The organism is Streptomyces sp. NPDC059373 (genome assembly GCF_042751495.1).
Taxonomy (GTDB): domain Bacteria; phylum Actinomycetota; class Actinomycetes; order Streptomycetales; family Streptomycetaceae; genus Actinacidiphila.
Genome location: NZ_JBHYXC010000019.1, coordinates 1 through 13,309, shown reverse-complemented (window position 1 = coordinate 13,309; position 13,309 = coordinate 1). Strand labels below are relative to the sequence as shown.

Annotated in this window: 12 protein-coding genes; 11 read left to right on the top strand and 1 reads right to left on the bottom strand. The window is 71.0% G+C overall.

The annotated features are described in order from the left end of the window. The first annotated feature begins 150 nt into the window (after positions 1–150). The 8 genes from hpaC (at position 151) to ACFXJ5_RS23920 (ending at position 8,790) form a co-directional block, all read left to right on the top strand. A complete protein-coding gene (gene hpaC / locus ACFXJ5_RS23955) occupies positions 151–654 on the top strand; it encodes a 4-hydroxyphenylacetate 3-monooxygenase, reductase component (protein ID WP_384634525.1) in 504 nt (167 codons plus the stop codon). Then, positions 651–1,952 carry an amidase gene (locus ACFXJ5_RS23950; protein ID WP_384634522.1) on the top strand — a complete coding sequence of 434 codons (1,302 nt, stop codon included), beginning with the start codon at positions 651–653 and terminating at the stop codon, positions 1,950–1,952. Before hpaC ends, ACFXJ5_RS23950 begins: the two co-directional genes overlap by 4 nt. Then, positions 1,949–3,052 (top strand): mandelate racemase/muconate lactonizing enzyme family protein, encoded by a 1,104-nt coding sequence (locus tag ACFXJ5_RS23945; protein WP_384634519.1) that lies wholly within the window; start codon positions 1,949–1,951, stop codon positions 3,050–3,052. Before ACFXJ5_RS23950 ends, ACFXJ5_RS23945 begins: the two co-directional genes overlap by 4 nt. Before the next feature lie 77 nt (positions 3,053–3,129). Further along, positions 3,130–3,990, top strand: coding sequence for a catechol 1,2-dioxygenase (gene catA, locus ACFXJ5_RS23940; RefSeq protein WP_384634516.1), 861 nt, complete (start codon positions 3,130–3,132; stop codon positions 3,988–3,990). Positions 3,991–3,994: 4 nt separating this feature from the next. Continuing rightward, entirely contained in the window at positions 3,995–4,291 is a 297-nt protein-coding gene (catC, locus tag ACFXJ5_RS23935; RefSeq protein WP_384634513.1) for a muconolactone Delta-isomerase, read from the top strand. A 42-nt stretch (positions 4,292–4,333) separates the two neighbouring features. Then, complete coding sequence (locus ACFXJ5_RS23930) at positions 4,334–6,907, top strand: family 78 glycoside hydrolase catalytic domain (protein ID WP_384634510.1); 2,574 nt, start codon at positions 4,334–4,336, stop codon at positions 6,905–6,907. Beyond that, complete coding sequence (locus ACFXJ5_RS23925; protein ID WP_384634508.1) at positions 6,904–8,118, top strand: amidohydrolase family protein; 1,215 nt, start codon at positions 6,904–6,906, stop codon at positions 8,116–8,118. Before ACFXJ5_RS23930 ends, ACFXJ5_RS23925 begins: the two co-directional genes overlap by 4 nt. Positions 8,119–8,295: 177 nt before the next feature. Next, positions 8,296–8,790: a phosphopantetheine-binding protein gene (locus ACFXJ5_RS23920; protein WP_384634505.1), complete on the top strand. Its 495-nt coding sequence runs from the start codon at positions 8,296–8,298 to the stop codon at positions 8,788–8,790. Here ACFXJ5_RS23920 and ACFXJ5_RS23915 read toward each other — a convergent pair. Continuing rightward, positions 8,787–10,328: an amino acid permease gene (locus tag ACFXJ5_RS23915; RefSeq protein WP_384634502.1), complete on the bottom strand. Its 1,542-nt coding sequence runs from the start codon at positions 10,326–10,328 to the stop codon at positions 8,787–8,789. The genes ACFXJ5_RS23920 and ACFXJ5_RS23915 overlap by 4 nt on opposite strands. Before the next feature lie 223 nt (positions 10,329–10,551). Here ACFXJ5_RS23915 and ACFXJ5_RS23910 point away from each other — a divergent pair, with 223 nt between their 5' ends. From ACFXJ5_RS23910 to ACFXJ5_RS23900, 3 genes are all read left to right on the top strand, one after another. Next, entirely contained in the window at positions 10,552–11,247 is a 696-nt protein-coding gene (locus ACFXJ5_RS23910) for a PadR family transcriptional regulator (protein ID WP_384634500.1), read from the top strand. A gap of 187 nt (positions 11,248–11,434) precedes the next feature. Further along, the gene (locus tag ACFXJ5_RS23905; RefSeq protein WP_384634497.1) at positions 11,435–12,436 is read left to right on the top strand and encodes an ATP-binding cassette domain-containing protein; all 1,002 of its coding nucleotides are present in this window, start codon (positions 11,435–11,437) and stop codon (positions 12,434–12,436) included. Then, positions 12,433–13,239, top strand: coding sequence for an ABC transporter permease (locus ACFXJ5_RS23900; protein WP_384634494.1), 807 nt, complete (start codon positions 12,433–12,435; stop codon positions 13,237–13,239). Before ACFXJ5_RS23905 ends, ACFXJ5_RS23900 begins: the two co-directional genes overlap by 4 nt. Positions 13,240–13,309 lie beyond the last annotated feature (70 nt).

Here is a 13,309-nt window from a genome sequence, read left to right as displayed (position 1 = left end):
CCCGTGCGGCCGGTTTCCTCAACAGAATCAGAACCGGCCGCAATTACCAAGTGGCCGGGATATCAATAGAGTTGATTCTCGGAAAGAGAGTAATTACATGCGGAAACCCAGAGATATCCATAACGGGCTCTGAGAACTGAGGAGACGAGAATGGTGACGATGACCGCCAACCCCGACCGGACGGACTTCCGCGAGGCAATGGCGCACCTGCCGGCGGCCGTCAACATCCTCACCACCGACGGTCCCGGCGGCCGGTGCGGAATCACGGTGAGCGCCGTCTGCTCGGTCACCGACGATCCGCCCACGGTGCTGGTCTGCGTGAACCGGAGCAGCGCCTCGCACGACATCTTCAACGGCAACCGCAGGGTGTGCGTCAACGTCCTCGGCGGCGGCCACGAGGAGTTGGCGATGCACTTCGCCGGTGCCACAAAGGTGCCGATGGTCGAGCGCTTCGCCTGGGACATCTGGGACCCGGAGGAGGAAACAGTCCCGGTTCTGCGGGACGCACTGGTCAACATCGTCGGCACGATCCGCGACCGCAAGTCGATGGGCTCGCACAGCGTGATGTTCGTGGAGGTCGAGCGAGTGCACGTCCGCACCGGCGACAGCCTCGTCTATTTCAACCGCCGGTTCCACCGCCTGGAGTCACAATGACGACGCTTTCCGAGACGATACGCGGTACCAGCACCGGAGCGCTGCGCCCCAGCGAAGTGGTCGCCGCAGCGCTGGACCGCCTGGACGCCACCGAAACGGACATCCGCGCCTGGGTCCGGGTGGACAGGGCCGGCGCGCTGAGCGCGGCCCGGGAACTCGACAGCCGCGGCGGCCGTGGCGACCTGTCGGCCGAGGACCTGCCGCTGCGCGGCATCCCGTTCGGTGTGAAGGACATCATCGACGTCTCCGCCCAGCCGACCGAGTGCGGCTCTCCGCTGCGCCGGGGCCGGATCGCCGCAGCCGACGCCTGGATCGTCGACCGGCTCCGGCAGGCGGGCGCGATTCCGCTCGGAAAGACGGTGACCACCGAGTTCGCGTACTTCGCCCCCGGGCCGACCCGCAATCCGCACAACCTGACCCACACCCCCGGCGGTTCGTCCAGCGGTTCGGCCGCCGCGGTCGCGGCAGGGGTGGTGCCGCTCGCTCTCGGCAGCCAGACCGCCGGGTCGCTGACCCGCCCGGCCTCCTTCTGCGGTGTGGCCGGATACGTGGCCCCGGTCGGCCACTGGCCCACCACCGGGATCACCGGCCTGAGTCACCGCCTCGACGCGCCCGGCCTGATCGCCGCGACAGTGGACGACCTCCGCCTCGTACAGGCGGTGCTGTCCGGGACGACGACCTCTCCGGACGCTCCGGGCCGCGCCCGGCTGCGCGTGTGGACGGCGACCGAACTGGGCGACGTCGAGCAGCCGATGCGGGACGCCGTGGTCCGGGCGGCAGCAGGCGCCGGGGCTGCCGAGGCCGACGAGCTGGGCTGGGCCGGGCGCACACCCGCTCTGGTGGAGGCGCACGCCATCGTCATGGCGTACGACAGCGCCCGCGCGCTGGCCGAGGAGGCGAAGAAACCCGGCCAACTGAGCGAGCCGCTGAACGAGTTGCTCGAGCGCGGCCGGCGTACCACGGACGACGACTACCGTGACGCCCTCTCGCTCGCCGCCGGGGCCCGCGCCGATCTGCTCGCGGTCCTGGCCGACGCCGACGTGATCCTGGGCCCCGCCGCCCTCGGGCCCGCCCCGCGCGGGCTCGCCGCGACCGGTACGCCGGTGCTGAGCCGCCCGTGGCAGCTCCTGGGCCTGCCCGTGCTCACGGTGCCGGGATACCGCGACGCCGCCGGTATGCCGCTCGGCCTGCAGCTGATCGGCCACCCGGACCGTGTGGACCGGCTCTTCACCATCGGGCAGCGGATCGAGCGCCACGCCCGCGAAACGGCTTCGCCCGCCGGGACGACCGCCCGATGAAGATCACCGCCGTAGAGGCCATCCCGTTCGCCATCCCCTACGCCAAGCCGCTGCGGTTCGCCAGCGGCGAGGTGCACACGGCCGAGCATGTGCTGGTGCGCGTCCACACCGACGAGGGTGTGGCCGGCGTCGCCGAAGCGCCGCCGAGGCCGTTCACGTACGGGGAGACCCAGGAGTCGATCATCGCCGTGATCGACAAGGTCTTCGCGCCGCAGATCACCGGCATGTCCCCGCTGGAGCGCGAGGCCATCCACGCCAAGTTGGACCGTACCGTCGCGAACCCGACCGCGAAGTCGGCGCTCGACATGGCCCTCTGGGACATCATCGGCACATCACTCGGCCTGCCCGTCACCACCCTGTTCGGCGGCTACACCGACCGGATGCGGGTGTCCCACATGCTCGGCTTCGCGGCCCCGGAAGCGATGGTCGCCGAGGCGCACCGGATGCGCGACGAGTACGGCATCACGGTGTTCAAGGTGAAGGTCGGACGTAGGCCGTTCACGCTGGACGTCGGGGTGTGCAGGGCGCTGCGCGAGGAGTTCGGCGACGGCATCGAGCTCTACGTCGACGGCAACCGGGGCTGGAGCGCCTCGGAGTCCGCACGGGCCCTGCGTGCCATGGACGACCTGGACCTCACCCTGGCCGAGGAGCTGTGTCCGGCCGACGATGTCCTCGGCCGGCGCCGGCTGGTCGCACAGACCCGGATCCCGTTCGTCGCCGACGAGAGCGCCACCACACCGGCCGAGGTGACCCGGGAGGTGCTCGCGGGCTCGGCAACCGCAGTGAGCATCAAGACCGCCCGCACCGGCTTCACCTACTCCCAGCGGGTCCTCTTCCAGTGCGAGGGCCTCGGCGTGGAAGTGGTGATGGGCAACCAGATCGACGGCCAGATCGGCACCACCTGCGCGGTCGCCTTCGGATCGGCGTACCGCCTCACCTCCCGGCGGGCCGGCGAGCTGTCCAACTTCCTGGACATGACCGACGACCTGCTCACGGAGCCGCCACGGATCGAGAACGGGACTCTGGCCGTCCGCCCGGGACCAGGACTCGGCATCGAGATCGACGCCGGGAAGCTGGCGCGCTACCGGCAGGACCGCTGAGGCCTTTCAACAACCAAGCCTTTCAACAACCAAGCCTTTCAACGGCGCCTTTCAACGACGCAAGGAGCAACACCACCATGACAGAGCAGCAGAGCGCGGAGGCCAAGGCGACCGCCGCCGCTTCCGGAAGCTCGGCGACCATCCGCTTCCTGGCGGACAAGCAGAGCGCCGGGACGACGAGCAAGGAACGGGTCAACACCCTGGCCACCGAGGTGATCAACGCCGTCCACGACGTGATCCGCCGCCACAAGGTCAGCTACGACGAGTACAACGCCCTCAAGGCCTGGATGATCCAGGTCGGTCAGGACGGCGAGTGGCCGCTCTTCCTGGACGTCTGGGTCGAGCACGTCGTCGAGGAGGTCGCCTCCGAGCAGCTCAAGGGCACCAAGGGCACCATCGAGGGGCCGTACTACGTGCCGGACTCCCCGGTTCTCGACGCCCAGGCCACCCTGCCGATGCGGGACGGCGAGCCCGGCACACCCCTGCTGTTCCAGGGCCAGGTCACCGACGTCGGCGGCAAGGTGCTGCCGGGCGCGGTGCTGGAGATCTGGCACGCCGACGACGAGGGCTACTACTCCCAGTTCGCCCCCGCCATCCCTGAATGGAACCTGCGCGGCGCGGTGGTCGCGGACGCCGACGGCCGGTTCGCGATCCGCACCATCCAGCCCGCGCCGTATCAGATCCCCACGGACGGGTCCTGCGGAGCGCTCATCCGGGCGGCCGGTTGGCACGCCTGGCGCCCCGCCCACCTGCACCTGAAGGTGTCGGCCCCCGGCTGCCTGCCGGTCACCAGCCAGCTGTACTTCACCGGCGACGAGCACATCGAGGACGACGTGGCCACGGCGGTCAAGCCCGAACTGATCCTCGCCCCCGTCCCGGCCGCGGACGGCCACGGCAAGCACGTCACGTACAACTTCGTCCTCGACCCGGCGGAGTGAGCACATGCTGTACGCGGTCACGATGGACGTGCGGCTGCCGGACGGCATGGACCCCGACATCAGGGCGGACACGCTGGCCCGCGAGAAGGCCTACTCGCAGGAACTCCAGCACGCCGGAGTGTGGCTGCACATATGGAGGTGCGCGGGCCAGTACGCGAACCTGAGCGTCTTCGACGCCCGGGACAACGACCACCTCCACGAGATCCTGTGGCGGCTCCCGCTGTTCCCGTACATGACCATCGAAGTCACCCCCCTCGCTGCGCACCCCTCCGCCATCCCGGTACCACCCGGGACAAGATGAGCCCCGGGGGCCGCTTCGACACCTTCCGCAGAACGGATCCGTATGCACGTCACAGATGTCCGCGTCGAGCACCACCTCGAGCCGCTCGGGATCGGCGAAGCCCGCCCCCGGCTGTCCTGGCGGACCGCCACCGACCGGCACGGCTGGACGCAGTCCGCGTACGAGATCCGGATCACGGACGGGGAGCACGAACTGTGCCGGGTCCGCGAGGACTCCGCCGAGTCCGTCCTCGTGCCGTGGCCGGCACCCGACCCGCTGCGGTCCCGGCAGCGGGTCGGCGTGTCGGTCCGGGTGTGGGGAGCGGGGGAGGGGGACCCCTCGCCATGGTCCGAACCGGTCGCCGTGGAGACCGGGCTGCTGGAACCGGCGGACTGGACGGCCGGCCTGGTCTCCCCGGCCTGGGAGGAGGACACCGACCGGCAGGTCCCCCCGCCGCTGCTGCGCGGCGCGTTCCGGCTGCGCGGCCCGGTCGCGTCCGCCCGGCTGTACGCCACCGCGCACGGCCTGTACGAGGCCGAGATCAACGGCGAACGCGTCGGCGACCACGTACTCGCCCCCGGCTGGACCCACTACACGGAGCGGCTGCGCTACCAGACGTACGACGTCACCGCCCTGCTGCGCGCCGGGGACAACGCGGTCGGCGTGCTGCTCGCCGACGGCTGGTACCGCGGCCGGCTCGGCTTCAACGGCGGGCGCCGCAACATCTGGGGCGACCGGCTGGCCGCCCTGGTCCAGATCGAGGTGCGGTACGCCGACGGCACCGCCGAGACCTTCGGCAGCGGCGAGGGCTGGCGGGCCGCGCACGGCCCGGTCCTGGCCTCCGGCATCTACGAGGGCGAGGAGTACGACGCGCGACGCGAGCTGCCCGGCTGGTCCTCGCCCGGCTTCGACGACTCCGGCTGGAGCCCCGTCGACGTCCTGCCGCAGGACCCGTCCCGGCTGGTCGCCCCGGACGGGCCGCCCGTGCGCCGCACACAGACCCTGGACCCGGTCGCCGTACTCACCTCACCGTCCGGTCGCACCATCCTCGACTTCGGCCAGAACCTCGTCGGCCGCCTCCGCATCCGCGTCACCGGCGAGGCCGGGCACACCGTCACCCTGCGCCACGCCGAGGTGCTGGAGGACGGCGAGCTCTCGGTGCGCCCGCTGCGCGGGGCCCGCGCCACCGACACGTACACCCTGCGCGGCGCCGACGGCGGCGAGGAGTGGGAGCCGCGCTTCACCTTTCACGGCTTCCGCTACGCCGAGGTCACCGGCTGGCCCGGCGAGCTCGCGCCGGGTGAGGTGCGGGCGGTGGTCTGCCACACCGACATGCGACGCACCGGCTGGTTCAGCTCCTCCGACCCGCTGCTCGACCGGCTGCACGAGAACGCCGTGTGGAGCATGCGCGGCAACTTCGTGGACATCCCCACCGACTGCCCGCAGCGCGACGAACGCCTGGGCTGGACCGGCGACCTCCAGGTCTTCGCCCGCACCGCGACCTTCCTCCACGACTGTGCCGGCTTCCTGCGCTCGTGGCTGACCGGCCTCGCCCTCCAGCAGTACCCGGACGGCAATGTGCCGCTGTGGATACCCCATTACACGGGACCCTTCCCCAAACTGCGGGCCGCCGTCTGGGGCGACGCGGCGGTGATCGTGCCCTGGGTGCTGTACGAACGGTACGGCGACCTCGGCGTGCTCCGGGCGCAGTACGGCAGCATGAAGGCATGGATCGACGGCATCACGGCGGTCACCGGCGACCGGCACCTGTGGGACCAGGACCGCCAGCTCGGCGACTGGCTCGACCCCACCGCCCCGCCGGATCGCCCGGGCGAAGCCCGCACCGACAGTCATCTGGTCGCCACCGCCTACTACGCCCACTCGGCGAGGCTGCTGAGCCTGGCCGCCGCGCTGCTGGGCAGGGACGACGACCACGCCCACTACGCCAATCTCGCCGAGGCCGTGCGCGCCGCCTTCCAGCACGAATACGTCACGCCCGCCGGCCGGGTCGCCTCCGACTCCCAGACCGCGTACGCCCTGGCCCTGCGCTTCGACCTGCTCGACACCGCCGAGCAGCGGCAGCGGGCCGGCCGGCGGCTGGCCGAACTGGTCCGCGACGGCGACTTCCGCATCGCCACCGGCTTCGCCGGTACGTCGCTGATCTGCGACGCGCTCTGGGACGCGGAGGAGTACGACACGGCCTACCGGCTGCTGCTGGGGAAGGCCTGCCCCTCCTGGCTCTACCCCGTCACCATGGGTGCCACCACCATCTGGGAACGCTGGGACAGCATGCTCCCCGACGGCTCCGTCAACCCCGGTGAGATGACCTCCTTCAACCACTACGCCCTCGGCGCCGTCGCCGACTGGCTGCACCGCGCGGTCGCCGGCCTGGCCCCGGCTGCCCCCGGCTACCGCCGCCTGCTGGTGAGGCCCCGCCCCGGCGGCGGCCTCACCCACGCCACCGCCGTGCACGACACGCCGTACGGCAGGGCAGAGGTGGCCTGGACCCTCGACGACGCCGAACTCCATGTGGCCGTCACCGTCCCGCCCAACACCACCGCGATCATCGACCTGCCCGGCACCGACCGCACCGAAGTCGGCTCCGGCGAGCACCACTTCCGTAAGGCAACGGCATGAGCACCCGGTACGAACACGCCCTCCTCATCGACGGAACGGGCGCCGACCCCGTCCCGGACGCGGTGCTCGTCGTCGACGACGAAGGGCTGATCGCCTACGCCGGCCCGGCCGCCACGGCGCCCGCGAGCCCCGGAGCCGCCACCGTCGATCTGCGCGGACGGACCCTTCTCCCGGGCTTCTTCGACTGCCATACGCATATGTGCATGGTCCCTGGCCGCGGGCTCGCCGCCGGTCTGTCCGCCGACCCGACGGTGGAGACGTTCGAAATCGCCCAGCGGCTGCGCGAGACCCTGCACGCGGGAGTCACGACCGTACGCGACCTCGGCGGCATCCCCGCCGGGTACCGCACCGCCATCGACCGCGGGCTCATCGAGGGCCCCCGGCTCCAGGTCGCCGTGAAGGTCATCGGACACACCGGCGGTCACGCCGACTGCTCCCTGCCCAGCGGCGTCAACGCCGCCCCGCACCTGGCCGAAATCGCCGACACCGTCGACGAGGTGCGCATCGCCGCCCGGCGCATGCTCCGCGACGGCGCGGACGTCATCAAGGTCTGCGCCACCGGCGGCATGGGCAGCCCCCACGACGACCCCGACGACGAGGGACTGACGCCCGAGGAACTGCGCGCCGTCGTCGACGAGGCACGCCGCCATCGCGGACGCATCGTCGCCGCCCACGCCCAGGGCAGCGCGGGCATCCGTAATGCCCTCCTCGCGGGCGTCACCAGCATCGAGCACGGTTATGGCATGACCGACGAGCTGTGCGACCTGGCCCTGGCACGCGGAGCCTTCCTCGTCCCCACCCTGGCCACCGTCTTCGCCCCGCTCGACAAGGCGGCCATGCCCGACCACCACTACCGCAAGAAGAGCCGCTGGGCGGGCATCACCAAGGAGAACATCGCGCACGCCATCTCCCGAGGCGTCCCCATCGCCCTCGGCACCGACGCCGGAGTCAGCCCGCACGCCCGTAACCTCTGCGAGCTCTCCCACCTGGTGAACCTCGGCATGGACCCGATGGATGCCATCACCTCCGGTACTCTGACCACCGCCCGGCTCCTCGGCGTCGAAGACCGCGTGGGCTCCCTGGAGAGGGGGAAGGCAGCCGATTTCGTCGCCGTCGGCGGAAACCCCTTGAGTGACATGGGTGTTCTCGGCCGGCCGGACAACGTCCTTCTCGTCGCGCAGTCGGGAAACGTGCGCAAGAATCTCCTGTGACAGACCGTCGATCACCCCTCTGCCAGGCCAGAAACAGCGCAGCCCGTGCCCGAAATGTTGCGGCGCTGCAGGATGCGCACGATCGACTGAGCCTTGCCCTCAGCCTCTCCTTCGGCTGGGACGAGCCCTGTTGGCGCGCGGACAGCGCCGCGAGGGCGTCGTCGCGGTGGTGACAACATGTCTGCCCATCGAGCGCGGCCCGGCCAGGGCAAGCGCCTGGTGGCCTTCTACTCAGGCCCGCAGGCGGTGGAGGCCGGCTGGCGGGAGAGCCCGCCGCTGACCGCCAACAGCAAGACCGACATGAAGACACCGGCAGCGCTCGCCGAAGAACTCGACGGCGGTGACGGCGGCAGGCGCAGCGGCGGCAGCAGTTGCAGCGCCTTCGATGAATCGGCCCACCAAGCCCCCGGTACGCCCACCGAGGAGCGGCTGGCGGCCGCGTGGGCGAAGGTGCTCGGCATTCCGCAGGACCGGATCGACCGGCGGGACCACTTCTTCGACCGGGGCGGCACCTCACTGTCGACGGTGAAGCCGGCGATCGCCCTGAACCGTGCGGTGTCCCTCAAGGGCGTCACCCGTCACCGGGTCCCCGCCGATCAGGCCCGGCTGGTGGACGGCAGGTCCGAGCGCTCCCGCGGGCTGCTGCAGCCACTGATCCCGTTGACCCCCTAGGCCACCGACTCCGCCGGCTCGGCGGCCGGCGACGGCCTGCGCCCGTACGCCCGGTACGCGGCACCGGCGGCCACCGTGACGGCGACGAAGAGCACCGTGAACCACTGGAAGTACCAGTGCCCGCCGGCCGGGTCGTAGACGGCGGCGCGGGGCCAGGCGAGGTTGACGGTCATGACGAGGCCGTAGGCGAGGGCGAGGGCGTTGACGGGGACGCCCCAGCGGCCGAGGGAGAAGAGCGGGCGGCCGGACTCGTCGGTGCCGCCGGTGGGGAGTCCGCCGCGCAGGCGGCGCAGCAGCAGGGGGCCGGTGACCATGGCGTACGCCAGGTAGAGCATGGCGATGCAGGTGGTGCCGATGGCCAGGAAGGCGTCCGGGGAGAGGAAGTTGAGCAGGCAGATCGCGGCCGCGCCGCCGCCCACGACGAGGGCGGGACCGGCGGGCACGCCGGTGCGGGTGGAGACCTTCGAGAGCCCGGCGGAGAAGGGGAGGACGCCGTCGCGGGCCATGGAGAAGAGCATGCGGGAGCCGGCGGTCTGGATGGCCAGGGTGGCGACCGCGATGGCGATGGTCACGTCGACCAGCAGGGCCTTGCCGACCCCGTTGCCGAGGCTGCTGGTCAGGACGTAGCTCAGGCCCTCGGTCGCCAGCCGCCCGTCGGTGAGGCTGGGCGCGGCGAGCAGGCCGGCGAGCAGCAGCAGCCCGCCCAGTACGCCGGCCGCGGCGAGCGCGGTGAGGATGGTGCGGGGCGCGGTCCGGCGCGGGGCGTGGGTCTCCTCGCTCATCTCGCCGGCGCTGTCGAAGCCGATGAGAACGTACGCGGCGGTGAAGGAGCCGACGAGCAGCGCGCCGATCGCGCCACCCTGGCCGCCGGTGTGGAGGGTGACGCCGGGGCCGTGCTCGACGTGGGTGAAGAGCAGCACGACGATGAGGGAGGCGCCGATGATCTCGGCGGTGACGCCGACGCGGTTGATCGCCGACATGATGCGGTTGTCGAGCATGTTCACGATGGTGGTCAGGACCAGCAGGATCACGCCCAGCAGCGCTGCGTTGGCGGCCCCGGTCGAGGTCGTGGGCGCGGGGTCGCCGCCGACGATCTGGAAGCCGGACCAGATCGCCGGGAGTACGACCTGGAGGGCCAGCGCCGCCGCCGCGACCACGACGACCTGGCCGATGACCATGATCCAGCCCGCGAACCAGCCGAAGGCCGGTGTGCTGAGCCGCGTCGACCACTGGTAGATCGCGCCGGAGATCGGGTAGCGGGCGGCCAGTTCGGCGAAGCAGGCGGCCACGAGGAGCTGGCCGACGAGCACGGCGGGCCAGGTCCAGAAGAAGGCGCCGCCGCCGAAGGAGTAGCCGAAGGCGAAGAACTGGAACACCGTCGTGAGCACCGAGATGAAGGAGAAGCCCGCGGCGAAGGAGGCGTAGCGCCCCAGGCTGCGGTGCAGTTCCTGCCGGTAGCCGAACCCGGCGAGGGCAGCGGCGTCCTCGGTGTCGCCGGCCGGACCGGGGGTCATGTCGGGCGGTGCGGTGGCGGTCATGTCGGACCCCTGTCGCTGGATTCCTACTGATTCCTGTCGGGCGACAGAAATTAGAGGCGTGGCGTTTCGGCCGCGTGACGCATCCATGTCGGCCAGGCTCCGAAGTCCTCACCGTGCGATGCGCTTGCGCCGGGCGGAAAATTCGCGATGTATCGCGGTTGTCAGACCGGGGTTACTCGCGATATGTTCGGCCACGGATATACGGAAGCGAGGTGTGGTGGCGATGGCGAAACGGCGCAAGCTCGGCAATCCTCTGGCGCTGGCGGTGATGGCGACGCTCGCGGAGCGCCCCATGCACCCGTACGAGATCGCGCAAGTGCTCCGCCAGCGAGGCAAGGAGCAGAGCATCAAGATCAATTACGGCTCGCTCTACACCGTCGTCCAGAACCTGGAAAAGCACGGCTTCGTCGAGGTCACCGGCGTCCAGCGGCAGGGCAACCGCCCCGAGCGGACGCTGTACGGCCTCACCGAGACCGGCGCGGTCGAGATGCACGACTGGCTCGCCGACCTCATCTCCGCACCGCAGCGCGAATACCCGGCCTTCGAGGCGGCGCTCGCGCTGATCCTGATCCTGCCCGTCGAAGAGGCCGTCGGGCTTCTGGACGAGCGCGTCACCAAGCTCGAACTCCAGGTCGCCGGACTGCGCGGGGTGCTGGCGAAGCTCCGCGACGACCTGCCCCGCGTCTTCATCATCGAGACCGAGTACCAGGTGCACATGCTGGACGCCGAGGCCCAGTGGGTGCGCGGCGTGATCGGGGAGATCAGGAACGGCACCCTGTCCGGCACCGCCGAGTGGCGGCAGTGGCACCAGACCCGGGAAATCCCGCAGGAGTGGGCCGACATCGAGGAGCGGACCAAGGACGCGCCGGCCACCGAGCAGTTCACGGAGGAGCTGGCGAGGATCAACCAACCCGATTGACAATCAACCCGAGTGACAACGAAACCGGCGCCCGCTGCGGGAACAGCGGACGCCGGATCGTGAACCCCGGACCGGACCTGCGGGAACAGGCCAGGCGATCGAGGTGCGGCACACCCAGGATAGCCCGGCTCACTCCCCGTAGATCGGTTCGGCCCACCGACCGACCCATCCCACGGAGGAATCCGCCATGACCACCCGCGCGCCCGCCATCGAGGCGCACGACCTGATCAAGACCTATCCCGGCGACGTGAAAGCCCTGGACGGCATGGGCATCACCGTCGGGGCCGGCACCGTCTTCGGACTGCTCGGCCCCAACGGCGCCGGCAAGTCCACCACCGTCAAGATCCTCACCACCCTCGCCCGCCCCGACTCCGGCAGCGCCGTCGTCGCCGGCCACGACGCCCTGCGCCACCCCGACCGGGTACGCCGCGCCATCGGCGTCGTCGCCCAGAAATCCGGCGCCGACCCCGTCGCCACCGGCCGGGACAACCTGCTGCTGCAGGGCCGCCTTTACGGGGTCCGGGGCGCCGCCCTCACCCGGCGCGTGGACGAACTGCTCGACCGCTTCGACCTGGCCGACGCGGCCAAGCGGACGGTCAGGACGTACTCCGGCGGCATGCAGCGGCGCCTGGACGTCGCCCTCGGCCTGGTCCACCGGCCCGAGGTGCTCTTCCTCGACGAACCGACCACCGGGCTCGACCCGGAGGCCCGCAGCGCGATGTGGGAGGAGATCGCCCGGCTCAAGGGCGACGAGGGCCTGACGATCCTGCTCACCACGCACTACCTCGAGGAGGCCGACCGCCTCGCCGAGCACATCGCCATCGTCGACCGGGGCCGCGTCGTCGCCGAGGGCACCCCGGACGAACTCAAGGGCCAACTGCGTGGCGACGCCGTCCAGGTGGAGCTGCGTGCGCCCCTCGGCCCGGTCGAGGCCCAGCTCCTGGAGACCGCGCTGGCCGAGTTCGCCGGCGTACGCGAAGCCGTGCTCGACGGCGTCCGGCTCAGTGCCCGGGCAGACGACGGGCCGGCGGCGGTGCCGCACGTACTGGCCGTACTGGAGCGGGAGGGTGCCGCCGTGGCGTCCGTGACCGTGGCCCGACCGTCGCTCGACGACGTGTATCTGCGGCACGCGGGCCGCCGCTTCGCCGAGGCCGACACGACTCTCGTCACCGCCGGAGGTGCCCGATGAGCACGAACGTGAATGTGAGGACCAGCACGGGCAACACCCTCACCGACACCTGGTACATGACGCAGCGTCAGCTCATGGCGATCCTGCGGCAGCCGATCTTCCTGGTGATCACCCTCATCCAGCCGATCATCTGGCTGTTCCTCTTCGGCTCCCTCTTCCGCAAGGTCGTCGAGCTGCCCGGCTTCGGCGCCACCTCCTACCTGGACTACCTCGTCCCCGGCATCGTCGTGATGAGCGCGCTCGGCTCCAGCATGTGGGCCGGCATGGGCACCCTGGAGGAGATCGAGCGGGGCACCCTCAACCGCTTCCTGGTCACCCCGGTCAGCCGCAGTGCCATCATCAACGCCAACGTCGTGCAACTCGGCCTGTCGACCGCCTTCCAGTCGGTCTGCATCGTGCTGCTCGGCAAGGCGGGCGGCGCCGACTATCCCGGCGGTATCGGCGGCATCCTCATCCTGATCGTCGCCTCGATCCTGCTCGGCACGGTCTTCGGGGCGCTGTCCAACGCCATCGGCATGCTGGTGCGGCAGCGCGAGAGCATCATCGGCATCAACACCTTCCTGCTGCTGCCGCTGACCTTCCTGTCCTCGGCCTTCATGGCGCCGGCGCTGATGCCGTCCTGGATGCGGCACATCGCGGACTTCAACCCGGTCAACTGGGCGATGGTCGCGGGCCGTTCGGCGATGTCCGACAACCCTGACTGGGGTGTGGTGCTCAGCCGTGGCGGTGCGCTGCTCGCGGTGGCGGTCGCCGCGGTGTGGCTGTCGACGCGCACCTTCCGTACGTACCAGAAGTCGGTCTGAGCACAACAGGGCCGCGGCGCCCCCCCCCGCGGCGGGCCCCCGCCCGCCGGGGGGAAACCCCCGGGGGCGA

Coding starts and splice junctions, on each gene's coding strand:
- ACFXJ5_RS23905 (WP_384634497.1), top strand. CDS start 11,435: ATGACCACCCGCGCGCCCGCCATCGAGGCGCACGACCTGATCAAGACC.
- catA (WP_384634516.1), top strand. CDS start 3,130: ATGACAGAGCAGCAGAGCGCGGAGGCCAAGGCGACCGCCGCCGCTTCC.
- catC (WP_384634513.1), top strand. CDS start 3,995: ATGCTGTACGCGGTCACGATGGACGTGCGGCTGCCGGACGGCATGGAC.
- ACFXJ5_RS23945 (WP_384634519.1), top strand. CDS start 1,949: ATGAAGATCACCGCCGTAGAGGCCATCCCGTTCGCCATCCCCTACGCC.
- ACFXJ5_RS23950 (WP_384634522.1), top strand. CDS start 651: ATGACGACGCTTTCCGAGACGATACGCGGTACCAGCACCGGAGCGCTG.
- ACFXJ5_RS23915 (WP_384634502.1), bottom strand. CDS start 10,328: ATGACCGCCACCGCACCGCCCGACATGACCCCCGGTCCGGCCGGCGAC.
- ACFXJ5_RS23900 (WP_384634494.1), top strand. CDS start 12,433: ATGAGCACGAACGTGAATGTGAGGACCAGCACGGGCAACACCCTCACC.
- ACFXJ5_RS23910 (WP_384634500.1), top strand. CDS start 10,552: ATGGCGAAACGGCGCAAGCTCGGCAATCCTCTGGCGCTGGCGGTGATG.
- ACFXJ5_RS23920 (WP_384634505.1), top strand. CDS start 8,296: ATGTCTGCCCATCGAGCGCGGCCCGGCCAGGGCAAGCGCCTGGTGGCC.
- ACFXJ5_RS23930 (WP_384634510.1), top strand. CDS start 4,334: ATGCACGTCACAGATGTCCGCGTCGAGCACCACCTCGAGCCGCTCGGG.
- hpaC (WP_384634525.1), top strand. CDS start 151: ATGGTGACGATGACCGCCAACCCCGACCGGACGGACTTCCGCGAGGCA.
- ACFXJ5_RS23925 (WP_384634508.1), top strand. CDS start 6,904: ATGAGCACCCGGTACGAACACGCCCTCCTCATCGACGGAACGGGCGCC.